This is a genomic window from Microcoleus sp. bin38.metabat.b11b12b14.051, from assembly GCF_013299165.1.
Classification (GTDB): domain Bacteria; phylum Cyanobacteriota; class Cyanobacteriia; order Cyanobacteriales; family Microcoleaceae; genus Microcoleus.
The window spans coordinates 32,033-54,230 of record NZ_JAAFKD010000022.1 but is presented as its reverse complement, the minus strand read 5'-3'; the positions used below and the strand labels follow the sequence as shown (position 1 = coordinate 54,230).

At 45.8% G+C, this 22,198-nt stretch carries 17 protein-coding genes; 7 read left to right on the top strand and 10 right to left on the bottom strand.

Features of this window, described 5'->3' with window-relative positions; translation table 11 throughout:
• The first annotated feature begins 471 nt into the window (after window positions 1–471).
• Window positions 472–1,347, top strand: coding sequence for a peptidoglycan editing factor PgeF (gene pgeF / locus QZW47_RS21355; protein WP_293131001.1), 876 nt, complete (start codon window positions 472–474; stop codon window positions 1,345–1,347).
• A gap of 244 nt (window positions 1,348–1,591) precedes the next feature.
• On the top strand, window positions 1,592–2,203 hold the full coding sequence (locus tag QZW47_RS21350; protein ID WP_293130999.1) for a CPP1-like family protein: 612 nt from the start codon (window positions 1,592–1,594) through the stop codon (window positions 2,201–2,203).
• Window positions 2,204–2,982: 779 nt separating this feature from the next.
• Here QZW47_RS21350 and QZW47_RS21345 read toward each other — a convergent pair.
• On the bottom strand, window positions 2,983–3,669 hold the full coding sequence (locus QZW47_RS21345) for an HAD family hydrolase (protein WP_293130996.1): 687 nt from the start codon (window positions 3,667–3,669) through the stop codon (window positions 2,983–2,985).
• A gap of 495 nt (window positions 3,670–4,164) precedes the next feature.
• On the opposite strand from QZW47_RS21345, the gene QZW47_RS21340 reads away from it, so the two are divergent.
• Complete coding sequence (locus QZW47_RS21340; RefSeq protein ID WP_293130993.1) at window positions 4,165–6,246, top strand: diguanylate cyclase; 2,082 nt, start codon at window positions 4,165–4,167, stop codon at window positions 6,244–6,246.
• A 28-nt stretch (window positions 6,247–6,274) separates the two neighbouring features.
• Entirely contained in the window at window positions 6,275–6,802 is a 528-nt protein-coding gene (locus QZW47_RS21335) for a GNAT family N-acetyltransferase (protein ID WP_293130990.1), read from the top strand.
• 310 nt (window positions 6,803–7,112) lie between these two features.
• On the opposite strand, the gene hppD is transcribed toward QZW47_RS21335, so the two are convergent.
• The 8 genes from hppD to pstS form a co-directional block, all read right to left on the bottom strand.
• Window positions 7,113–8,186, bottom strand: coding sequence for a 4-hydroxyphenylpyruvate dioxygenase (gene hppD, locus QZW47_RS21330; RefSeq protein ID WP_293130987.1), 1,074 nt, complete (start codon window positions 8,184–8,186; stop codon window positions 7,113–7,115).
• A 537-nt stretch (window positions 8,187–8,723) separates the two neighbouring features.
• Entirely contained in the window at window positions 8,724–9,431 is a 708-nt protein-coding gene (locus QZW47_RS21325; protein ID WP_293130984.1) for an SDR family oxidoreductase, read from the bottom strand.
• Between the two features lie 503 nt (window positions 9,432–9,934).
• A complete protein-coding gene (locus QZW47_RS21320) occupies window positions 9,935–11,344 on the bottom strand; it encodes an OST-HTH/LOTUS domain-containing protein (RefSeq protein WP_293130981.1) in 1,410 nt (469 codons plus the stop codon).
• 42 nt (window positions 11,345–11,386) lie between these two features.
• Window positions 11,387–12,658, bottom strand: coding sequence for an APC family permease (locus QZW47_RS21315; RefSeq protein ID WP_293130978.1), 1,272 nt, complete (start codon window positions 12,656–12,658; stop codon window positions 11,387–11,389).
• A 333-nt stretch (window positions 12,659–12,991) separates the two neighbouring features.
• A complete protein-coding gene (pstB, locus tag QZW47_RS21310) occupies window positions 12,992–13,843 on the bottom strand; it encodes a phosphate ABC transporter ATP-binding protein PstB (RefSeq protein WP_293130975.1) in 852 nt (283 codons plus the stop codon).
• Window positions 13,844–14,113: 270 nt separating this feature from the next.
• The gene (gene pstA / locus QZW47_RS21305) at window positions 14,114–15,094 is read right to left on the bottom strand and encodes a phosphate ABC transporter permease PstA (RefSeq protein ID WP_293130972.1); all 981 of its coding nucleotides are present in this window, start codon (window positions 15,092–15,094) and stop codon (window positions 14,114–14,116) included.
• Window positions 15,095–15,096: 2 nt separating this feature from the next.
• Window positions 15,097–16,098, bottom strand: a complete 1,002-nt coding sequence (pstC, locus tag QZW47_RS21300; protein ID WP_293130969.1) for a phosphate ABC transporter permease subunit PstC — start codon at window positions 16,096–16,098, stop codon at window positions 15,097–15,099.
• Between the two features lie 345 nt (window positions 16,099–16,443).
• Window positions 16,444–17,472, bottom strand: a complete 1,029-nt coding sequence (pstS, locus tag QZW47_RS21295; protein ID WP_293130966.1) for a phosphate ABC transporter substrate-binding protein PstS — start codon at window positions 17,470–17,472, stop codon at window positions 16,444–16,446.
• Between the two features lie 606 nt (window positions 17,473–18,078).
• Here pstS and QZW47_RS21290 point away from each other — a divergent pair.
• Together QZW47_RS21290 and QZW47_RS21285 are read left to right on the top strand one after the other, a co-directional pair.
• The gene (locus tag QZW47_RS21290; protein WP_293130963.1) at window positions 18,079–19,587 is read left to right on the top strand and encodes a UbiD family decarboxylase; all 1,509 of its coding nucleotides are present in this window, start codon (window positions 18,079–18,081) and stop codon (window positions 19,585–19,587) included.
• Between the two features lie 171 nt (window positions 19,588–19,758).
• Window positions 19,759–19,992, top strand: coding sequence for a hypothetical protein (locus QZW47_RS21285; RefSeq protein ID WP_293130960.1), 234 nt, complete (start codon window positions 19,759–19,761; stop codon window positions 19,990–19,992).
• Between the two features lie 465 nt (window positions 19,993–20,457).
• Here the strand turns inward: QZW47_RS21285 and QZW47_RS21280 are convergent, their stop codons facing one another.
• Window positions 20,458–21,681: a hypothetical protein gene (locus QZW47_RS21280; RefSeq protein WP_293130957.1), complete on the bottom strand. Its 1,224-nt coding sequence runs from the start codon at window positions 21,679–21,681 to the stop codon at window positions 20,458–20,460.
• Window positions 21,682–21,846: 165 nt separating this feature from the next.
• Here QZW47_RS21280 and QZW47_RS21275 point away from each other — a divergent pair, with 165 nt between their 5' ends.
• Window positions 21,847–22,185 carry a hypothetical protein gene (locus QZW47_RS21275; protein WP_293130954.1) on the top strand — a complete coding sequence of 113 codons (339 nt, stop codon included), beginning with the start codon at window positions 21,847–21,849 and terminating at the stop codon, window positions 22,183–22,185.
• The last annotated feature ends 13 nt before the right edge of the window (window positions 22,186–22,198 follow it).

Genomic DNA, 22,198 nt, shown 5'->3' with positions numbered 1-22,198 from the left:
TGGCAATCTTTCTCTATATACAGACTTAACTGATTTTACCGGGCTTGAGGCAATTTTTTTGCCGTGGAACCAGCTCGCATTTTGTTGTGTCGAGTCGCCATCTATACCCTAGTTTTTGCGAGGTGCGATCGCACCGATCGGCTGCGCCTGTGAGGGCCACACTGATAATAGCGCTTTGGTGTTCGTGTCTGTTAATTAAGCAGCAGTCGATTCGCCAAATAAATGTATGTTTCAATAAACTATTCCCCAAAAAATCAAATTCTCATCCCCTCTGGCGATTTCCCTGTCTGCCCCGATCGCCTCACTCAGGTAAGAGAAAAACTAGGCAGCGTCGGCTTCGTGGGTTAAATGCCCCTAAATCCTATTTTTTTTTGATGGCATAAATCGAATATTTAAACTTGGCTGGCAAAATTGTCGATCGTTCACAATACAAGACAAGCTAATTGATGCGCTTGGAGAAGGATAAGTTTCATGACTGTAACTGGCGATCGCGCGACAAATTTTCGGAATTCTGATGGGCTCGGACAACAAAACGGTATAACTTGGCAGTGGCAAACCTCCGGAGGCTTGCCCTATCTAACTTGCAGCCTGCTTTCTCGGTGGTCTCACGGCTTTTTTACTCGGGATTTCTCGCCCTCGGGACCGATCGAACTGACGGAAGTTCTCGCACCCGGATCTGCGGTTTACCGTCTCCAACAAGTACACGGCAATGCGGTACTCAAAACCAGCGAATTGTCGCCGGTGGTTGCGGTGCCGTCCACTTCTACCCCAACCTATGCTGAGGCTGATGGTTTGGTAGCCTCGGCAGCTTTGCAGGCGCTGTGGGTGTGCTCGGCCGACTGCGTGCCGGTGCTGATTGCTGACAGCGGTACCGGACTTGTGGCCGCCGTGCACGCGGGTTGGCGCGGGACTGCTGCTAAGATATTACCAGAGGCGATCGCTCAACTTTTGGCCGTCGGCAGTCAACTAGAAAATCTGAAGATTGCTATGGGGCCGGCGATCGCTGGAGAGGTTTATCAGGTATCTGTGGAAGTGGCAGCGTCTCTGGGAGCCACGATTGCTCCCGAGAGTGCCGTTAGTGCGACAGCCGACGGCATTCTAGAGTTTTTGCACCAATTGCCAGAATCACCTCTACTGACCGATCCGGAGCCATCAAAGGTACGTCTGGATGTTCGCCTCTGCAATGCTCTGCAATTGCAACAATTGGGAATCGATCGTTCTCAAGTGGCGCTGGCTCCAGTTTGTACTTATTCTGACTCGGCTCGCTTTTTTTCCTACCGCCGCGATCGACTTAAAAAAGTCCAGTGGTCGGGAATTGTGAGCGCCAGCAGCACCGATCCCTGCTGAAGGCATTCGGCACCAGCTAAAAATTTAGACGGCAAAGGTAAAAATAAACTTCTTTGAATAAATGATTTTTGATCTGCCAATGCCGAATATCTTCTACCTTTTGCCTTCGTAAGGTTTGCTGGTTCCTGTCTCAAAACACTAAAAACTAGCAGCAAAATTTTTGGGAAAGCGGCAAGAGCCCCCGCCCCGCTTTCCTCTCTTGTTAAGATTGCCCTATAACGAGAGCGTTCAGCGGGTTATTACAATGAGTGAGCCAACTCCCTATCAACTGCTTGAAGTCGATGAAGATGCTTCCTTTGATGAAGTGCAAGAGGCGCGATCGCGCAAGGCCGAGCAGTACAGCGGTGACAAGAAACGTTTGGAATCGATCGAGGCTGCTTACGACGCCATCCTCATGGATCGACTGCGCCAGCGACAAGAAGGTAAAATTAAAGTGCCCGAACGCATCCGCTTTCCTGAGCGGCTGACTCCAGCACCCGCTAGCTTTACTCCCTCTCCTCCTGCGGGCGGCCCAGCTTGGTTGCAGCGCCTGATCGATACTCCTAGTCGATCGGACATTTTGTTGCCGGCCGGCGTCTATGCGGGATTGGGCGGACTGAGTATTTATCCGGCGGCTAATGATTCTTTACTACAGTTGACTCTGGCTCTAGGAGTCGGCTCTTGTCTTTATTTTGTTAATCGCAAGGAACAAAAATTTGGTCGGGCCGTGCTGCTGACTGTGGCTGGCTTGGTTATAGGCTTAGTGCTGGGAGGTCTTTTGGGCCCTTTGCTCAGTACGGCATTTATCACAACAGAGAAATTTATCGCTTTGTTTACGTTTTTAATTCTGTGGCTGGTCAGCGGTTTTCTGCGATAGTCATTGGTCAAGAGTCATTGGTCAAGAGTCATTGGTCAAGAGTCATTTGTCATTGGTCATTGGTGATTGGTCATTGGTGATTGGTCATTGGTGATTGGTCATTGGTCATTTGTCAAGAGTCATTGGTGATTGGTCAAGAGTCATTGGTCATCTCGCCCGCTCGCGAAGCCGAAGGGTGGTCATTGGTCATTGGTCATTGGTGATTGGTCATTGGTCAAGAGTCAGCAACTAATAACTGTGGAATCACAACCTCGGACAAATCACATCAGCTAACAATTAATAACTAATGACTGAGTAGGTTGACATAAATAAACGTCCTGAAGTGTGATTGCGAGTAACGCTGGTGATTGGTCAAGAGTCATTAGTCATCTCGCCCGAAGAGCGAAGCCGAAGGGTGGTCATTAGTCAAGAGTCATTGGTCATCTCGCCCGAAGAGCGAAGCCGAAGGGTGGTCATTGGTCAAGAGTCAGCAACTAATAACTGTGGAATCACAACCTCGGACAAATCACATCAGCTAACAATTAATAACTAATGACTGAGTAGGTTGACATAAATAAACGTCCTGAAGTGTGATTGCGAGTAACGCTTTTAGGAGCGATCTCTGATAAAAGCAATCGCAAATATTGGCATTGCTTCGTTCCTCGCAATGACAGCCAATATATATTTCCGCCTACTTAATCACAAATGACTAATGACTCTTGACTAATGACTCTTGACTAATGACTCTTGACTAATGACTCTTGACCAATGACTCTTGACCAATGACTCTTGACAAATAACTAATTTTGGCGAGATAAAATAATTTCAACTGCTTCGCTCAAATTGTTAGCAATTAAATCCGGTTGGTGGATTTCTAGTTGGGTGCGATCGCGAATTCCGCACAAAACACCAATTACCTTGACACCGTGGTTTTTTGCTGCTATAATGTCTGCCTCCGTATCCCCCACCATCCAAAGGTCAGAAGCTGGCGGCAGTTCGGCGAGAGCTTTTGCCATCAGCAGGGGCTTATCTTTGACATCGCCAGTTTTGACGTAATCGTTGGGGAGGCAATAGCGGCGGTTTTCGGGGAAAAATCCGCCTAAATGACAGCGGGTGAAGGCTTCGTCTAGTTCCCTGACGCGCCGCATAGTCATGACGGCTAAGTCTATTCCAGCGCGCTGCACCTGCTCCAAGGTTTCTACGGCGCCCGGAGCTGGTGCATCGTAAATTAGGTAGGGGAGAGTGTGGACAGTTTGACGCCGTTTTTGGGCAAATTCCACGGCCTGGGCTGCATCTAATCCTGATAAAATGCCGATTTCGGTTTCGGGAACCCGCGCGCGCTTCATGTCCCAAAACTTGGCTTTCGGTAGCTGGCAGACTGGTTGACCCTGGCGTTGAGTCTCGGCCAGACACTGCTGGTAAACTCGGTAGTAGCGATCGGACACGTCCATTATCGGGCCGTCAAAGTCGGTAATAAGTCTTAGCATTTAGCAGAGTATTTTTAAGATTTTATACAAATTATTTAATATTATATCAATTAAAGGTAACAGCTTTTTTACGAAACTTGACACAAATACCGTGAGGATGTAATGTCTATAGGAATGGTGCTAATTAAAGAAAACAGTTAAATTAAACTGTGCTAACCCTCAACTGTAGCGGTGGCAACCAATATCAGGGAATCTACAATTTAAGACGTGCTGCACAAATAGTGCCTGCCGCTACCTATTGTTAATAAATCTAAGTCTAAATCCAGGCTGTGTTTGACTGCTATTGTTCAAAAAAAGTTGTCAAATTAATATTTTGCATTTGTTGTCAAAATTAGGAAAAAACTGCTGGCAAAATCCCAAGCTTACTGTTTCCATAAATGAGCGATCGGTAACACTTGTAGGTATTCGCCCGGACAAAAATCATCTGAGAAATAGCAGTCAAACAACAACTAATCTTATCTGCTAACCTTGAGAGTGATGCTCTACAATAACAAGATGCTTCCAACATTAAGTTTAGAGAGCAGCCCGAGAAGTATTAATCTGCTTCTTAATAGGCTGTTATCCTTACGCAGGCTTGAATATTTGGTAGTCGATCGGAAACTGAAGATTCAAGAAAAATCTTTGAATGTCCAAAATTTTGCCGACCTTCCCGAGGAAGTAAGCAAAGGAAAAGATGTGCGCGAAAGTTTTCCCGAACTGATCGGACTAGAAGAAATTCTGGAAGATATTATTCAAGGACGACAGCAAGACTTTCAGTTAAACTCAATTACTAGAGTGCTCAAAAACGGAACTTATTTGTATATGAATTTGTGCATTTTTGGTGGTGATGAACTACAAAATGCAGAAACATTAATAATTTTATGCGAAGACGTGACAGGTAGGATGGCAGCTCAGCAAAACATAGTTCAGGCTGCGAACGAAAACAGTATTAAAGTCGATTATTTAGCGGCAGCCAACGATTATATTGAAAAAATTATTAACTCTCTAGGCGATGTTTTGTTAGTGACAGCAACATCGGGAAAAATCAAAAAAGTCAATCAAGCTGCTGAAAAATTATTTGGATATGCCGAATCGGAATTAATCGGGCAATCCATATCTATGATTACCGCTGATGAGGAATTGTTGCGCCAAGTCAGCCAGCTACCTCCTTCACTTAAAAACGAATCTTGGCATCAGGTAAAAGTAGTTTGTCAAACGAAAATAGGTTTAAAGCTGATTCTCGCCTTTTCCTGCTCTACTTTCGAGACTAGCATCGAAAGCAACTATGCAGACAGCGATACAACACAAGATTTTGTTTATATCGGCAGAGACATTACCGAGCAACAGCGCATAAAAAACCGTCAAAAAGCACAGTATGCTGTCACTCATATTCTATCCGAATCTAGTTCTCTAGAACTCGCGACTCCGAAAATTATCCAAGCTATTTGCGAAAGTTTTGGGTGGGACATTGGCGAACTTTGGACGCCTGTAGAGGGGGAGAAAAACACTAGATTTGGTACGGAAACAAATTGCGAAAACCAGCCTCTTTTGTGTTTGCCACTCTGCTGTCCGATCGAGGAAACTCCTTATTTGCGGCGGGTGGGAGTTTGGCCAGTAGCGAGGGAAGTGAGCGAGTTTGCTCAAAAAAACCAGAAGATTACTTTTGTGCCGGGTGTCGGTTTGCCAGGATCGGTTTGGCAGAGCGGTTGCGGGCAGTGGGTTACGGATCTGGCGGCCGATCGCGATTTTGTGCGATCGGGCTTGGCCGAGGCTGTGGGATTGCGATCGGGATTCGGTTTCCCCATTCACGCTAGCGGTCAAATTGCCGGAATAATGACTTTTTTTTCCCGGGAAGAACTGCCGCCGGATGAAGATTTGCTTCAGATGATGGCTGCTGTCGGTTCTCAATTAGGGCAGTTTATCAAGCGCAAATCCGCAGAGCAAGAATTGCAAGCAGCCGAAGCTTCTATCCGATTTTTGTACGAGCAAGAAAAACGGCAAACTGAAGAATTAGCTGGGAAAAATTTAGCCCTAGAACAAGCAAAATTAGAATTAGAAGCAGCTAACATGGAATTGCAGCGGCTGGCGGCCATGGACGGGTTGACTCAAATTCCCAACCGCCGCTGTTTTGACCAAACATTGAAGTTAGAATGGCAGTGGATGGAGCGACAGAAAAAACAACTATCTTTAATTTTGTGCGACATCGATTTTTTCAAGCTTTATAACGATTGTTACGGGCATCAAGGAGGCGACGAATGTTTAAAACAAGTAGCCGAGATTTTAGATCGCAACGCTCAGCGGGGGGGAGATTTAGCAGCTCGCTACGGTGGCGAAGAATTTGGGCTAATTTTGTCGCAGACTGATGTGAAAGCAGCAATGCGGGTTGCTGAATCAATTCGGAGGGATTTGAAAGCAGCCGCCATTGTTCATGATGGTTCCAAGGTAAATAAGTTTATCACCCTCAGCATCGGCATCGCTAATGTTGTGCCTGCTGAGGGATTATCGATTGAGTGGTTCATTAGAGAAGCCGATCGCGCGCTTTATCGAGCTAAACTAGAAGGGCGCGATCGCATAGTTTGCGCCGACTCGAAAATATAATTTCAGGGCGGGAAAGGAGTATTTTCTGATGATTGTGAGAGAAGCTAACATTGCTGACGCACCTGCAATTGCAGTGGTTAACGTAGACACTTGGCGGACAGCTTACCGAAAAATTGTACCCGCAGATTACCTCGCGAATATTTCCTATGAAAAACGAGAAAGCAATTGGCAAGAAATCCTCTCTAACGTTAAAAATACTGGGGATTTTGTCTGCGTTGCTGAGAATGACTCGGGACAAATTGTGGGTTTTGCTGCGGGTGGTTGCGAGCGCACGGGCAAATATGTTTATCAAGGAGAATTATTTGCTATCTATATTTTGGAGGCATATCAGCGTCAAGGAATCGGACGGAAACTCGTGCGAGCAGTGGCCACAAAATTAGCAGCAGCAAGTTTGAATTCCCTGATGGTTTGGGTACTGGGAGACAATTCTGCTTGCAGGTTTTATGAGTTTTTAGGAGGTAAAAAAGTGGAGGAGCAACAGACAAGGAGAGCAGGAACTGCCCTCAAAGAAATTGCCTACGGGTGGGCGGATATTGCAGTGCTGGCAAAGATTTGATCGGCAATTAAATGAGATTTGGTAGCATCGGAATTATGCAGTGCGAGGTTAAAAAGTTTTTACAGCACTATCGACGATTCAAATATATCTAATTCCGATGCTACCGGAAACGATATTACCAGAAAGAATTGGTTGAAAGCCGGAACCCTTGTAGGGAGAAATTAAAATCAGACTATTCATTACTCCAATCCTCGGACTTGCAGGTAGAGGTAGAGGTAGCTGTCCTTTCGTCAACTGTCAACTGAATGAAAGCCATCGCCAGTGACTAAAAAATACGGTTTTTAAGTTGTTTGTGCGTCTGGATAATTATTTAACCAGACTTGATATCGACGCTCAAACTTCCCCGCTTCATTTGTTCCCGTTCAATGGCCTCAAACAAAGCCCGAAAATTCCCAGCCCCAAAACCTCCAGCTTGCACTTGTTTGCCGTTAACAAAAGTAACTCGGCGCTCGATAATCTCGAAAAAGAAAGTCGGTTCCGCAAAAATTGGTTGAGTAAAGATTTGCAAGAGCATCGCAGCGGGAGTATCTTCTTGCCAATCTGCCAAAACTTCAGAAGCTGCAATGGCTTGCCAATCTGCCGGCAAATAGTTTTGCCGCTGCCGCAATTGGGAGTAATATGTGGGAGGTACAGGCAGAAAAGGCAAACCGCGCGATCGCAATTCCGCAACAACACCCACAATATCAGCAGTTTGCAAAGCCATGTGCTGAATTCCCGGCCCCCGATTGGCAGTCAAAAACTCTTGAACTTGAGAATTGGCCGATGCGGGTTCATTAATCGGGAATTGCACCCCACCATCAGCATGAACCATAACTTGGCTCCGCAAAGCCGATTTCTCAGTTTGAATGTCAAAATTTTGCTGAGGCTCAAAACCTAATATGTTTTGATACCAACTAACAGCACTTGACAAATCGCCAGATTCAACATTTAAAACTACGTGGTCGATCGTAGCAAATAGTGGCAGCTTAGGAGAAGTTGGTAGCAGTGAATTCTCCCCGATACGCTCAACCAGCCTGTGGCTTAAATCTCCCCAGCCAGCGATTTTTGCGCGCTTAAAGCAGCCTGCTGCTGTTAGTTCTTCTTGAATCGGTTGCAGGATTGTCGCGCCTGCCGCCGCCGCTCTAGCTACCGCTAATTCAATATTATTCACCCTAAAACCCACATCCGCAATCCCGGGAGGATGAGACTTCAACCAACTAGCAGCGGGACTGGCGGCCCTCAGGGGGGAAGATAATACAAAACATACATTTGCGCTACTGACAATTTCAGTGCGAGTGTGGCTGTTGCTATAACCGGCTGTTGATTGAAAGCCTAAGTGGCTGACAAACCAGTCCCTGGATACTTTAGCATCTTCTACGTAAAACTGAATGCGATCGAAATCCATAATCAATAATTGAAAATGGAAAGTGAAAAATCTAAAATTCCCAAGTTTTCAGTGGAAAACTGCCAGGGAGAGAGAGAGGAATGGATATTTTGCATTAATTTTTTGTACGCTCGCTTAATAATAACGTAAAACTGGAATATCCTCACTCCCTCTGAAGGCAGAAATACATCTGCATTTAAAGGAAACCTCGTAGGTGGCACAACTTTAATTTTGTAGCTGACCCATCGCAGCGAGGACTTATAGCCTTTGTCAAAAAGGTGAGGTACAGGTTGGGATTTTAGATTTTAGATTTTCCATTTTTGATTGGTGGGATTGAGGGATTGAGGGATTGATTGGTCAATACCTCAGATGAGAACTCGAACTGCTGCTAGAGACAAAAAATGGTTTGAGGCGCTACTAAGTAGCGCTCTCGGCGCGCGGTTAACACGCTACCTATAGGGTTGCTGCACAAATTTTCCAGCCTAAAAATGTCATAAATTTTCTAGCCCTCAGCTTCCGCTACCTACTGCTCAATGCTTTCAAAGCAGTTATCAATCGCTAAAAAAACAAATGACTTTCGGGCTGAATGTTAATCTCCATCGGCACAGCTTGCGGGTCAGACGAAAGAGCAAACATAATTGCATTTGCAGCGGTTTCAGTAGTCAGCATTTTTGACCTGTCTACCTTCAAACTCACATTATCCCAAAAGGGAGAATCGACCCCGCCAAAATAGAATAGCGTAAATTTAATCCCGTAACGTCGCAGCTCATCTGCCATGCACTTGCTGAAACCAACTACCCCAAATTTTGAAGCGCAATAAGCTGTTCCCATCGCCATCGAATGCTTGCCCAAAATCCCGATGACATTGCAGATGTGGCCGGATTTACGGTCTTTCATCACGTTAGCCGCTGCTTGAGACGTATAGAAACTGCCTTTCAAGTTCAAGTCAAGCATGGCATCTAAATCAGCAGGTTCTAACTTGTTCCACTGCTTGAGAATTCCGGCACCGGCAGCATTAACGAGAGCATCAATTCGTCCGAAATGCCCCACAGCTTTTTGCATCAGCGTCTCAACTTGTGGCAAATTGGTGATGTCTGTCGGCACGCACAACACCTCTGTTGCTGAAAGTTCGCTAGCTAAAGCATCTAATTTACTGCTGTCTCTGGCGGCAAGGACTAGAGTCGCACCCGCACCAGCAAGTTTGCGAGCCACTGCTGAACCGATGCCCCCAGTCGCACCCACCACAACCACAACTTTGTCCTGCATATCCCTTTACATTTCTTTACGTCCAGATTGTATGATAACTCAAACAGTTGGCAGTTGGCAGTTGACAGAAGAGCCCCGAGCGGAGTCGAGGGGTTGACTGTTGGCAGTTGACTGTTGGCAGTTGGCAGTTGACTGTTGACTGTTGGCAGTTGACTGTTGGCAGTTGGCAGTTGACTGTTGACTGTTGACTGTTGACTGTTGGCAGTTGGCAGTTGGCAGTTGACAGTTGACAGTTGGTAGGGGCGGTGCCCCTGTGCCCGCCCTCAGTTGACAGTTGGCAGTTGACAGTTGGCAGTTGACAGAAGAGCCCCGAGCGGAGTCGAGGGGTTGACAGTTGGCAGTTGACAGTTGGCAGTTGACAGTTGACAGAAAGAAATAGCAATGACTAATGGCTAATGACCAATGACCACCCTTCGGCTACGCGAGCGGGTAAAATGACCAATGACCACCCTTCGGCTTCGCTCTTCGGGCGAGATGACCAATCACCAATGACTTTTTGATAATTAATTTAGGGAAACTTGCCAGCCTTTTTCGGCTTTTTTTAGCTGTAGAGAAGTGCAGGATTGTAAAAATTTAGGGAACTTTCTACCGAGGTTAAACTCTTTGATTATTTGGGTAATTTGTTTGCCGTATTGTTTGTGAAATTCGCTGCCTACATTGGAGAGAAATACATAATTATCAGGAGAATTTGCGGTTAGGTCGCTAACTATTTTGACTAAAGCTTTTTCCAAGTCTTCCAAAGAATTAATATCTGTTAATGTCGGAGGTGCTTCGGGGGTTGTTTTCAGAATTTCTTTGCTAAGTATTGGCGGTTGCGGTGACAATTTAACCTCAAAAAGAGTGACATAAGTTTGAGAATTTTCTGATGGTTTGTGAAGGACAAACTCGGTCGGATATTTGAGAAAAATATCCCGGGTTTTACTGCCAATCATTTGCTCGGCAACGATTTGATTGAGAGGCAAACCGTAATTGTCCCTAAATAAGGCTGAAAGTGTAGAAAGTTTAAGCCACTGAGCTGAAGTGCGTTGTTGCTCTTTTTTGATTAATTCTTTGAGCTGAATAATTAATTTTTCAACGGGTGTAATTTCCGGTACTGTAACCAGGGAATGGGTCTCCACTTGTCCGGTTTTGCTGTTTAAAACTATGATTTTATCTATTTGCTTGCGGACTTGAAAGACTGTTAATCCGTGGGCTTGCAGGGTATTGCTGAGGTGGGTGAGGGCGCGATCGGACGAACAGACAAAAATCTCCTTGGCTGTGGGATAATGTACGAAAATCGATGCGCCGACTGTTGCCATTTTTAAGTCGGCGCTGTCTTTACCGGGGGGGACATGAATCAGTTGATAGCCGCGCTGGTGAAATTCGGCATCTTTTTTGCCCATGCTGCGCCAGTTGGCAAAAGCAACTTTGATTTGGATGGGATAGTGGCAAATTCCCTCTAGGAATTTTTCGGTTTCGACGTTGAGTTGCAAGTTTTCGACATCTAGCAGCAAGATAGCAATGCCAACAGTTAGCGAATTTGTTTGATTGGCGGTGGGAGTTGGGGGTTTTGAGGAAACAGAGTTTTGTGATGGGGGTGGTGCTGTTTGGGATAGTGCTAGCTGCTGAATTTTGGCAAATAATTTGCTGAATTGAGGTGAATTAACGAATTCAGGAACCAGGAGAATTTGGAGGTATTTTTGGGCAATCAGCAGCAGGGAATCTGTATCGCTGGCTACTTTGAAACTTTTGGTCAATTTGGCAATCAAAATTGACTGAAAATCAGGTTTCCCCCAGGCGGTTTTCCTGTATTTTTCAGCTATCCATTCGGGGTGTTGTTCCTGAATGGAAATTAGTGTTTGAGCGATATAGCGACTGATGGCGCTGAAGGCGGCAGATTCTGGAGTCGCTAGTAAGGGAGTTCGATCGGGCATGGCCCTCTACAATGCAGGATGGTGTCTCAATCTATCATAATGTTACTTTCTCGCTAGCAGCCGGACGATCGCCCGCCAAATTAAACCGGCGCCAATTAAAGCCAGCCCCGCCAGCCAAATTTGCCTCTCCACCCAGAAAGCCAGAAACAAACACGCAGCCAAACCCACCCAAGCCAACCACTGCGGGTAAAGCCTTTCGGCGCGGGAGAGTTGCAGGGCGGCTGCGTTGGTGATAGCGTAGTAGATCAAAACGCTAAAAGCACTAAACGACCAAGTGGTTTTGATATCGCCGATGAGGATTAAAAGTGCGATCGTAATTTCGACAAATACCACAGCCACATAGGGCGTAGTTCCCGCAGGATTGAGACGCGCCAAGACTCTCGGCATATCCAACCGTCGCCCCATCGCCAGCCAGACGCGCGACAAGCCTAAAATTAAGTTCAGCAAGACTCCCAGCATGGCAGTAATGGCGCCGATGGCTAGCAGTTGGGAAACTCCGGGAATCGGGAAACTGCGCGCGATGACTTCCAACGGTGCGGCAGTGCTGGCTGCGTGCAACGACAATTTATCAGTGTTCCCCGCGCCTGCGACAACTACTGCTACCGCTACGTAAAGCACCATTGTCAGGACTAAAGTGAAAATTATGGCTTTCGGAATGGTTTGTTGCGGTTCCCGCACTTCCTCGCTCATCGTGGCGATGCGGCCGTAACCGGTGTAGGCGACAAACATGAGGGCCGTGGCGTGGAGGATGGAGCCGATCGAGCTATCATACTTTAGGCTCGGGATTTCCCATCTCACCTCTGGTAAACCGACAGCTACAAATACGGCTAAGGATAAAAGTGTAATTGAGACTGTGACAGTATTGGCGATATTCGATCGCCTGATTCCCGCTAATACAATTAAAGTTAGGGCGGCGAGGGCGATTAAAGCTGTTAAGATTAGGTAAGTGCGATCGACAATACCAACCGCATTTAAAAAATACCCCGCAAAACCCAGAGCAGCAGTAGCAGCCGAAGCCGTTTTCGCTAACAGAAACATCCAGCCTGCCGTAAAACCCAGCCAAGGATTGAGATATTTGTAACCATATTCATAAGTACCGCCGCTCACAGGGTGACTCGCCGCCAACTGAGCGCTGTTAAGCCCGTTGCAAACAGCAACTAAAGCAGCAACAGCCACCGCCACAATCACTCCCGGCCCCGCAATGTCCGCCGCTATCCCGATACTCACAAATACTCCCGTACCCACAATCGAGCCCAGGCCCATGAGAGTTGCACCGAAAACACTCAATTCTCGCTTCAAAAGTGGGGGAGACATATAAAAATTGTTCGCAGTAATGACTTTAGTCCTATGAAGTTCGTAGTAAGGACTTTAGTCCTATGAGGTTCGTAGTAAGGACTTTAGTCCTATGAAGTTCGTAGTAAGGACTTTAGTCCTGATTGACTTAAAGTCTACCGAGAAAGGACTGAAGTCCTCACTACGAACCTATTTTATAGGACTGAAGTCCTCACTACGAACCTATTTTATAGGACTGAAGTCCTCACTACGAACCTATTTTATAGGACTGAAGTCCTCACTACGAACCTATTTTATAGGACTGAAGTCCTCACTACGAACCTCATAGGACTGAAGTCCTCAGTACGAACCTGATTAACCGAAACGGCCTTGAATGTAATCCCTCGTACTCGAATTACTTGCAGAAGTAAAAATGCGGCTAGTCGGCCCAAATTCCACCATGCGCCCGATGCGGCTTTCATCAGTATTAAAGAAAGCCGTGTAATCAGAAACCCGAGCCGCCTGCTGCATATTGTGCGTTACAATCACCACAGTCAACTGTTCCCGCAGAGTTTGAAACAACTCCTCAATCTTCATAGTAGAAATCGGGTCAAGAGCAGAACAAGGCTCATCCATCAGCAAAATTTTCGGCTTCACAGCCAAAGCCCGAGCAATACAAAGCCGCTGCTGCTGTCCGCCCGAAATCCCTTGAGCAGACTTCTTCAAATTATCTTTCACCTCATCCCAAAGCGCCGCACTTTTCAAGGCAGATTCCACAATTTCATCTAACTCGGCTTTGCTTTTGCGACCAAAAATGCGTACTCCGTAAGCAATATTATCGTAAATGCTCAGCGGAAAAGGATTCGGCCTTTGAAAGACCATGCCAATTTGGCGGCGCAAACTATTAATATTTACCTTGGGACTGTAAATATCCTGCCCAAAAAACTCAACCCTGCCTTTGATTTGAACTTTTCCTTCCAATTCCCCGATGCGGTTAAGAGCTTTCAGAAACGTTGATTTGCCACAACCTGAAGGGCCGATAATCGCTGTCACTTGCGGGTGAGGGATATTCATCGACAAATTTTCCAGAACTTTGTGAGTTCCGTAGTAGAAACTCAAGTCCTGAACCCGCAATGCTGGCATGGCATTTGGGTCAATTTCAGGAGTCCCATCTTCTACGAATTGCTCGCTATATTTTTCAGCTTTTACGTTGCTTTTAGGTTTCATTATTTGCAGTTTGTCTAGTGTTGGCGGTAGATTTATAGATGCAGAATATTACCTGATGGCTTTATTTAGTTAGACTTGCTATCTATGCACTCATTTCTGAAGTCACGGATATATTGATACACAAACCGCAGATTTAAGGCAGATAAACAGAGATAAACGCAGATATTTTCAAGAGAGGAAAGAGAATGAATGCAATCTTGTATAACATTAATCCGTTAAATACATTACATCCCATACATTGCTCGTTGCCGAACTTCCTTCTCAAGCAATTTACCGATTTTGCAAGCGCTTGCGAGTGACGGCGCGGGAGGCCAAGCTGGTGAGCAAAACCATGCCCAAAAGGACAGAGGCCGCAGTCCACGCCAATTCGTTCTGCTCTTTATAAGGAGAACTAGCGTAACTGTATATTAATACTGACATAGAAGGAGTCGGAGTCAGCAGTGTCTGGGGAATTTCTTGGATTTTTGCGATAGTTTCTGCGCCGACGGGAGACTGAACTATCTCGCCCAACTTTTCAACTAAAGGAGGCCAGAATTGGCTCGACAAGGCAGTTACGATTAAAGGTGCAGTTTCGCCTGCGGCGCGGGAAGCTGCGAGTAAAATGCCTGTGGTGATAGTTGGGAGTGCTGAGGGAATAATAATCCGAAACATTGTTTGAAAGCGTCCGCCTCCCAAACCAGCAGAAGCGAGGCGGTAAGAAGCAGGCACTAATTTTAATGCTTGTTCTGTTGTTAGCGCTACAACGGGCAGCATGATAATCCCTAGGGCGAAACCGCCAGCCAATCCTGAGAATGACTTAGTTGTCACGACAATTAAAGCGTAGGCAAAGACGCCGACTACAATTGAAGGAACGCTGCTGAGAATGACGGTGATAAAGCGGATAGTATTCGCTATGGCTTTATTTTCTCTGCCAAATTCTGACAGAAATATTCCCGTCATCACGCCGATTGGTACGCTAAATAATGTGCCAATTCCTACCATTAGAGCTGTGCCGAGAATCGCATTGGCAAAGCCGTTGGGCTGGTCTTCTACTCCGACGGGTGCGGGCAGAGATACTAGCACTTTCCAACTCAGATGTGTCAGTCCTTCGCTCAATATTTTATACAAAATAGCGAACAAAGGCAGCAGGGCAAGACCTGTAAGAGAGAATGCAATAACTGTCATTCCCCGACTGAACAAATTTCGGCTCAGCGACAGGGGATTATTGATTTCTGCATCCACAATGCTGTTTGAATTTCGTGCTTGAGTCATATTTAATTCTTAGCTCCCTTAACGCCGATTAGCTGAACCAGCAAGACTGCAACTGCGTTCACCAATAGGGTAATTGCAAATAAAATTAGGGCTAAATACATTAAAGATCCGATGTGCAGTTCTTCTTGAGCTTCCCGAAATTGACTTGCTAAAAGAGCGGGAATTGAGTAGCCGGGAGCTAATATAGATTGGTTGATTTGAATTGAGTTGCCAATTACCATTGTGACTGCCATTGTTTCGCCTAAAGCGCGTCCCAATGCTAAGATAGTCGCTCCGATAATTCCCGAACTTGCTGCGGGCAATAACAGCTTAAATATGGTTTCCCAGCGGGTGGCGCCGAGAGACATCGAAGCACTACGCAAATCTACTGGAACCGCCAGCAAGACATCGCGGCTGATAGCGGCGACTGTGGGCAAAATCATAATCGATAAAAGTATGCCAGCGGGCAGCATTCCTGGCCCTAAAGGTTCGCTGCTGAATAAGGGGAACCAACTAAAATTGTTGAACAGTGACTGCTGTAAAGGCATGAGAAAGGGAATTAACACAAAGATGCCCCAGAGTCCAACGATGACGCTGGGAATGGCTGATATTAATTCAACCATGAATCCCAAGGGCGATCGCACCCAACTCGGCAAAAAGTTCTCGCTGGTAACGATCGCGACTGAAAGTCCTAAAGGAATTGCTATAATAATGGCGATCGCAGAACTAACTACTGTACCGTAGATAAACGGCAAGGCCCCAAACTGCAATTCTCCGATATCCCATTTGGGATTCCACAAAAACTCCAGTCCAAACTTGCTAATCGCCGGCCAAGCATCCTTAAAAATTACCTCGCTCATCCAAAACAGCGTGCCCGCAGTCGCTATCGCGAAAGCCCATACAAATGCTGTAAATCCCGACTCCAGCCACAAACCTTCACCATTCGTATCAGTTAAGTCTACATGGGTGGTGATTCCCACAGGCTTTCGAGTAGATTTTTTCGGTTTTTTTGAAGAATTGGTCATACCCAGTTATGGCGTAAAAAGCGAAATCTTTGATTGAGAAACTAGCTTGTAAGGTGCTTGTGGCGCACCTTACCCTGAAACTAGCTAGTAGGGTACGCGATGCGTACCTAAGCCCCTGAAACGATATTGTCGGGTACGCACAACGCACCTAAGAATCTGCAAGTTATGAGTTTTGAGTCAAATGTATGATACTCTGTCCGATCGACTGACCGCAAGTAAGATTGGTTCGTAGTGCGGACTTAAGTCCGCTTCCGAAGAGCGGACTTAAGTCCGCACTACAAACCGTTTTTGTTATCCTAATCGACTGGACGCGCTCTGACTCAAAACTCCCTGAAAATCTCTGAATTAACCTTTGGCAACTACACTCTGATTCACTGTTTGAATCACCTTTTGAGCCGTAGCTTGCGGAATCGAGGTAAACTCTAATCCTTTGTTGAGACCTTGACCTGTAGTCATCACCCAATTAACCATCTTTTTAACAGCATCTGCTTTCGCAGCAGGATACTGTTTGTAGATTAACAGCCAAGTCAAGCCAACAATTGGATATCCATCACTCGGATTTCCTTCAACCAAGCGGAAATCTGCCGGGTATGTTTCCCCTGCCAAAGCTTTTTCGGCTTCTGCTAAGTTAGCATCTACAAATCTGCCAGCTTTATTTTGAATAAACGCTGTTTGCAGATTGTTTTGACGAGCAAAAGTATCTTGAACGTAGCCAATTGCACCCGGTGTTTGTTTCACCAAACCAGCTACGCCGGGGTTGCCTTGACCGCTGAGAGGGCTACCGGGCCAACTCGGTTGAGCGGCACCTTTGATGCTGCTGCCAATAGCCTGCAAGTGGTTAGCAAAAATAAAGGTTGTACCGCTGCTGTCTGCGCGAACAACTACGCGAATTGCAGTATTTGGCAAATTTTTAGCTTGTCCGGCAATACCTGCGATTTTCGCATCATTCCAGCGAGTAATTTTGCCTTCAAAAATGCCCTTCATGGCATCGGCACTCAGCTTGACATTGCTAACTCCGGGCAAGTTGTAGACAACTGCAACCGCCCCGCCGGCTGTCGGAATTGCCATGACACCGCGCTGTACCTGAGCGATTTGTGCAGCAGTCATTAGCGCGTCACTGCCTGCGAAATCCACAGTACCTGCGATTAAGGCTTTGATACCAGCGCCGGAGCCTGTGCCTTCGTAGTTTACAGTAATTTGATTTGCACTTCTCATTTGAGAGAAGTAGCGATCGTACAAAGGTTTAGGAAAAGTGGCTCCCGAACCATTTAATGTAACCGCAGCTACAGCGGAAGTAACCAGACTTAGCGAAAATGCTGCTACAGCTAGGGCAACTATAAAAGTACGCCGCCAGGGCTTAGTAAACAAAATCATAACTTCTCGTCCTCAATAATTGATAGGAAACTTTACAAATCTACGACCTAGGATAGACTGAAATCCCAGTTAAAAACAGCTAAAGTGATAAGGTTGCTTTAAATTTTGGTTAAAATTAGGTTAAACTTTTAATCATTAAAAACTGGGAATGCCAACAATAATATTTTCTTAATGTCTGGTTAACATTAGCTTAAAAAGATGAGGAAATAGCGTTAGCGAACCTTTCAAAAGACGATCGCCCTTTGACAATCCCGATCTTTTTTCTTAACCTTAGAGGTTCCCAGCAGTCCCAGGCCAGTTGCAAAACCCTAGGTTGCGACTGCCAAAATTTAAAATTTCGAGTTCCCAGTTTTTTGCATCGAAGCGCAAAATCGCCACGGTACGATCGCACTTTACGACACTTCACGCGCTAACACACTTCCGCCCCTCAGCCACTCAACGCCCCATCTCCCCTTCCGTCTCTTCCTTCGAGCCCTAGTGCTTACGCACCGCTTCGCCTACTGCGTCTTCGCGGTTCATTAAATAATTCTTGAAGTCGCTCGAAAGTAACTTGCGACCGTCGATCGCCTCATAATACATAGATAACGTTAACAATTCTTAAAAAAAATGGCTAGAGACTTGCGAGGCTTCCTCAAACTGCTAGAAGACAGGGGACAACTGCGCCGGATCAGCGCTTTAGTCGATTCCGACTTAGAAATTGCCGAAATTTCCAACCAAATGCTGGTTAAAGGTGGCCCCGGCTTACTGTTTGAAAACGTCAAAGGGGCTGAATTCCCTGTGGCGATTAACCTGTTGGGCACGGAAGAACGGGTTTGCTGGGCCCTGAATATGGAAAAGCCGATCGAGCTTGAAGAACTCGGCAAAAAATTAGGTATGCTACAACAGCCCAAGCCACCGAAAAAGATATCCCAAGCCATCGAATTCGGCAAAGTCCTGTTCGACGTAGTGAAAGCCAAACCAGGCCGTGACTTCTTCCCAGCTTGTCAGCAAGTGGTATTCGAGGGAGAAGGCGTGGATTTGAACAAAATCCCGATGATTCGCCCCTATCCAGGAGATGCGGGCAAAATTATCACCTTGGGTTTGGTAATTACCAAGGATTGCGAAACCGGTACGCCGAATGTGGGGGTTTATCGGTTGCAGTTGCAGTCAAAAAATACGATGACTGTCCACTGGTTATCTGTCCGTGGTGGCGCGCGACACTTGCGGAAAGCGGCGCAGGCTGGTAAAAAGTTGGAAGTTGCGATCGCCCTGGGAGTTGACCCGCTAATCATTCTCGCCGCCGCGACACCAATTCCCGTTGACTTGTCAGAATGGTTATTTGCCGGACTTTACGGCGGTTCCGGCGTGCAGTTGGCGAAGTGCAAAACAGTAGATTTGGAAGTACCGGCGGACTCCGAAATCGTGTTAGAAGGAACGATTACCCCCGGTGAAGTTTTACCCGACGGGCCGTTTGGCGATCACATGGGTTATTACGGCGGCGTGGAAGATTCGCCGTTAGTTCGTTTCAACTGCATGACGCACCGCAAAGATCCGGTTTATTTAACCACATTTAGCGGGCGGCCACCGAAAGAAGAGGCTATGATGGCGATCGCGCTAAACCGCATTTACACCCCTATTTTGCGGCAACAAGTCTCAGAAATAGTCGATTTCTTCTTACCAATGGAAGCGCTGAGTTACAAAGCAGCAATTATTTCCATTGACAAAGCTTATCCCGGTCAAGCGCGCAGGGCTGCATTGGCATTTTGGAGTGCATTGCCGCAGTTTACTTACACCAAGTTTGTGATAGTTGTGGATAAAAGTATCAACATTCGCGACCCGCGTCAAGTAGTGTGGGCAATTAGTTCTAAAGTTGACCCAGTTCGAGATGTATTTATCTTACCAAATACGCCCTTTGACAGTTTAGATTTTGCCAGTGAAAAGATTGGTTTGGGCGGCAGAATGGGGATTGATGCTACTACGAAGATGCCACCGGAAACCGATCATGAATGGGGTAAACCTTTGGAATCCGATCCTGATATGACGGCGATGGTAGAAAGGCGTTGGGCGGAGTATGGTTTGGCTGATTTAAATTTGGGAGAAGTCGATCCGAATTTGTTTGGGTATGAGATGAAGTAGGGGTAGTGCCCCCGTGCCTACCCCGGATCTGGGCAACCACGGGGGGATTGCCCCTACAAGAATTACACAAATTATTTAATCGTAGGGTGCGTCGCCATGAAAAATCATGAAAATCGATCGACAATCTCATGGCGACGCACCTGACAAACACGGTTAAAAGTGGAAAAAATCATGCAAACTCTTAATTTAGAACAAACAACTATTACTTGGTCATCGCTTACTAAAATAGTTTTTGTTCCTCACACAGAACAGGAATACAAGCGTTTAGTCGAACTACTGGATAGCCTGATCGATCGAGTGGGCGAGAACGAAAACCATCCCCTTGCTTCGATGATGGAAGTTATTGGTGTCTTAATCGAAAACTATGAAGCTGAATATGTTCCTGAATTAGAAGAAGTTGCGTAACCCACTATTCTACTAGACAAGATTGATTTCATTCGATCGCGCTTATTGAAATTATCTGCTAATCCTGGACGCACGAGTGGGTTGAATCCGATTTGCTAGAAACGTTAAGCAGTCGGTGTCGCAGTGTTATCTGTCAGGACGATCTGAAAGCAGAATTGCCTCTGATGATAAGTGCGAGCGCAGAATTTTTACGATCGACTAGCGGTTTACCATCAAAACTGGCCACGCCGATCGCACTTTTGGCGATCGAGAAATGGATTGAGGATTTTTGTGATTTTTAGGAATGGCGATCGGGAATTACACATTACAACCAAAGCGGTAGGGTGCGTCAGGAAAGGTAATTCTGAATCATCACCGAAAATGCTAATTCTGACGCACCATTTATTCGGGGTGTGCGTCAGTTGTGAGATTGTGAGTTTTTATCGAAAATTTCACGCTTCTGACGCACCCTACTTGACTCCAGGTCTAGGACTTTTTTGCTAGTGCCTTAGCCCACTTCTGAAAGGTTGGGAAATGCCACTGGAAAATATTCTCTGTATCCAATTCAGCCTCGTAGGAAATTCCCACAAACGGCGGAATGCTTGAGATTACGCCTTTAAGTTTCGCAGATGCTGTCAGTCCCGGTTGGTTCAGCTTGTCCCGAATCTCCCGCAATATCTGAAGCACTTCATCTGGATACAGTTGTTGCACTTCGATTTGCCCAACTTCTTCGACAATCTCGGCAACAATAATCTCAGCTTCCGGTGCGGGAATTTCCACTGTTTCCGCTGTTTTGGCAAGAATTTGCCAATACTCCTGTTCGTACTTCCGAATCCGTGGCAGAATGTCTGTTTCCAAACGTCGCTTTAGTTGAAATTGTGCTGGTGAAGAAGTTGTTAGGGTAATTTCTTTCTCTAAATAGTATTGTATCTGCGCTCGCAGCATTTTCACGCTTGTTTGAATTTCACGCACCCTTTTGTACTCTTTGCTCTTCGGCTTAATTTCTTTCCGCAATCGCTGCTCTGCTTGGATTTGTCCTAATCCTGTTGTTCGGGTAGCTTCTTGTTCCAAACTGTGTTGCTGCTCTTCTGAACTTTCGCTTAGTATTTGAGCCTCCTCTACAGGAAATCCATCTAGTTCGGTTAATTCTCCTGACTGGAGCTGAATTAAAAGTCGCTCAATATCTTCTTGAGACCCTTCTATAATTAATTTAATACTGCCTTCTTTAATATCAGTAATTTGTATAGTATGACCTCCATATTCTTTTAAAATAAATGCAAGAACCTGGAGATTTGAAATCGAATCTATATCCCCCTTTAATGTAATTACAGCTTTGCTTGTCTGAGTTGGCTCGTCTAAAACAGTTACTGTGCGGGAAAGCATTTTCAGTTTTACTCCCTCTTCAATATCAGGGCTTGGGTTAACCTGTCTTTCTATTTGCTCATAATTTCTGCTCTCTCCTGTTATTCCAGCAATCTCTTGCCACTTTAATTTTAGTGCATCACATATTGTTTTAAATGAATCAAGCTGAATTGGAACTTGCTTGAAAAAGTTTGTAACTGTACTGCGCGATAACCGTTGAGACTCGGCAAAGTTACTTTTTGAGTCAAATCCTAGCCTGATTAAAGCTCTTCCTGCGGTTTCTACACCTTTTTCAGATGCAACTAGAGTAAATTTTTTCCTTTTTTTGCATGGGCTAGAGTCTGGCATTGATTACCTCAATTTCATAAAAACAATTCTTAGCGCAGTCATATCTAAAGCATAAGGCAATCATAGCAAAGTCAAAAGACAGCAACAAGACAATCATTGCCTAGTCAAGGTTTCAGGGATTTGGCTTGACAATAAAAATATGAAGTCTACAGGTTCTACAAAATCATGAATAACAAGTTAATCACCAACCCTCACTCCGCACTAGAAATGATTATTGTCAAAGAGCGTTTGCGCCAATCGCGTTATAGCTTTAACGCAGCTTTAGCAGCAACCGTACTTTCTACCTGCATTAGCCTTGTCGGTGCCGCACTCCTATTATCAGGCAAAGTTCCTGAAGGCGCTGTCACCACATCTAGCGGCATGGCTGTAAGTGTTGGTTGCTTGAAACTTGCCAAGGATGCAAACGATCGCCTTGACAGAATAACAAAAGAATTAATAGATGACACCAGGGAAATAGCCGAAATGCGATCGAACAACGAACCGCGAAGACGCAAAGGGCGCTAAGGAAGAGAAAGAA

Excerpts from the sequence above, each read along its gene's own strand:
- pgeF (WP_293131001.1), top strand. The coding sequence starts at position 472 with ATGACTGTAACTGGCGATCGCGCGACAAATTTTCGGAATTCTGATGGG.
- QZW47_RS21350 (WP_293130999.1), top strand. The coding sequence starts at position 1,592 with ATGAGTGAGCCAACTCCCTATCAACTGCTTGAAGTCGATGAAGATGCT.
- QZW47_RS21345 (WP_293130996.1), bottom strand. The coding sequence starts at position 3,669 with ATGCTAAGACTTATTACCGACTTTGACGGCCCGATAATGGACGTGTCC.
- QZW47_RS21340 (WP_293130993.1), top strand. The coding sequence starts at position 4,165 with ATGCTTCCAACATTAAGTTTAGAGAGCAGCCCGAGAAGTATTAATCTG.
- QZW47_RS21335 (WP_293130990.1), top strand. The coding sequence starts at position 6,275 with ATGATTGTGAGAGAAGCTAACATTGCTGACGCACCTGCAATTGCAGTG.
- hppD (WP_293130987.1), bottom strand. The coding sequence starts at position 8,186 with ATGGATTTCGATCGCATTCAGTTTTACGTAGAAGATGCTAAAGTATCC.
- QZW47_RS21325 (WP_293130984.1), bottom strand. The coding sequence starts at position 9,431 with ATGCAGGACAAAGTTGTGGTTGTGGTGGGTGCGACTGGGGGCATCGGT.
- QZW47_RS21320 (WP_293130981.1), bottom strand. The coding sequence starts at position 11,344 with ATGCCCGATCGAACTCCCTTACTAGCGACTCCAGAATCTGCCGCCTTC.
- QZW47_RS21315 (WP_293130978.1), bottom strand. The coding sequence starts at position 12,658 with ATGTCTCCCCCACTTTTGAAGCGAGAATTGAGTGTTTTCGGTGCAACT.
- pstB (WP_293130975.1), bottom strand. The coding sequence starts at position 13,843 with ATGAAACCTAAAAGCAACGTAAAAGCTGAAAAATATAGCGAGCAATTC.
- pstA (WP_293130972.1), bottom strand. The coding sequence starts at position 15,094 with ATGACTCAAGCACGAAATTCAAACAGCATTGTGGATGCAGAAATCAAT.
- pstC (WP_293130969.1), bottom strand. The coding sequence starts at position 16,098 with ATGACCAATTCTTCAAAAAAACCGAAAAAATCTACTCGAAAGCCTGTG.
- pstS (WP_293130966.1), bottom strand. The coding sequence starts at position 17,472 with ATGATTTTGTTTACTAAGCCCTGGCGGCGTACTTTTATAGTTGCCCTA.
- QZW47_RS21290 (WP_293130963.1), top strand. The coding sequence starts at position 18,079 with ATGGCTAGAGACTTGCGAGGCTTCCTCAAACTGCTAGAAGACAGGGGA.
- QZW47_RS21285 (WP_293130960.1), top strand. The coding sequence starts at position 19,759 with ATGCAAACTCTTAATTTAGAACAAACAACTATTACTTGGTCATCGCTT.
- QZW47_RS21280 (WP_293130957.1), bottom strand. The coding sequence starts at position 21,681 with ATGCCAGACTCTAGCCCATGCAAAAAAAGGAAAAAATTTACTCTAGTT.
- QZW47_RS21275 (WP_293130954.1), top strand. The coding sequence starts at position 21,847 with ATGAATAACAAGTTAATCACCAACCCTCACTCCGCACTAGAAATGATT.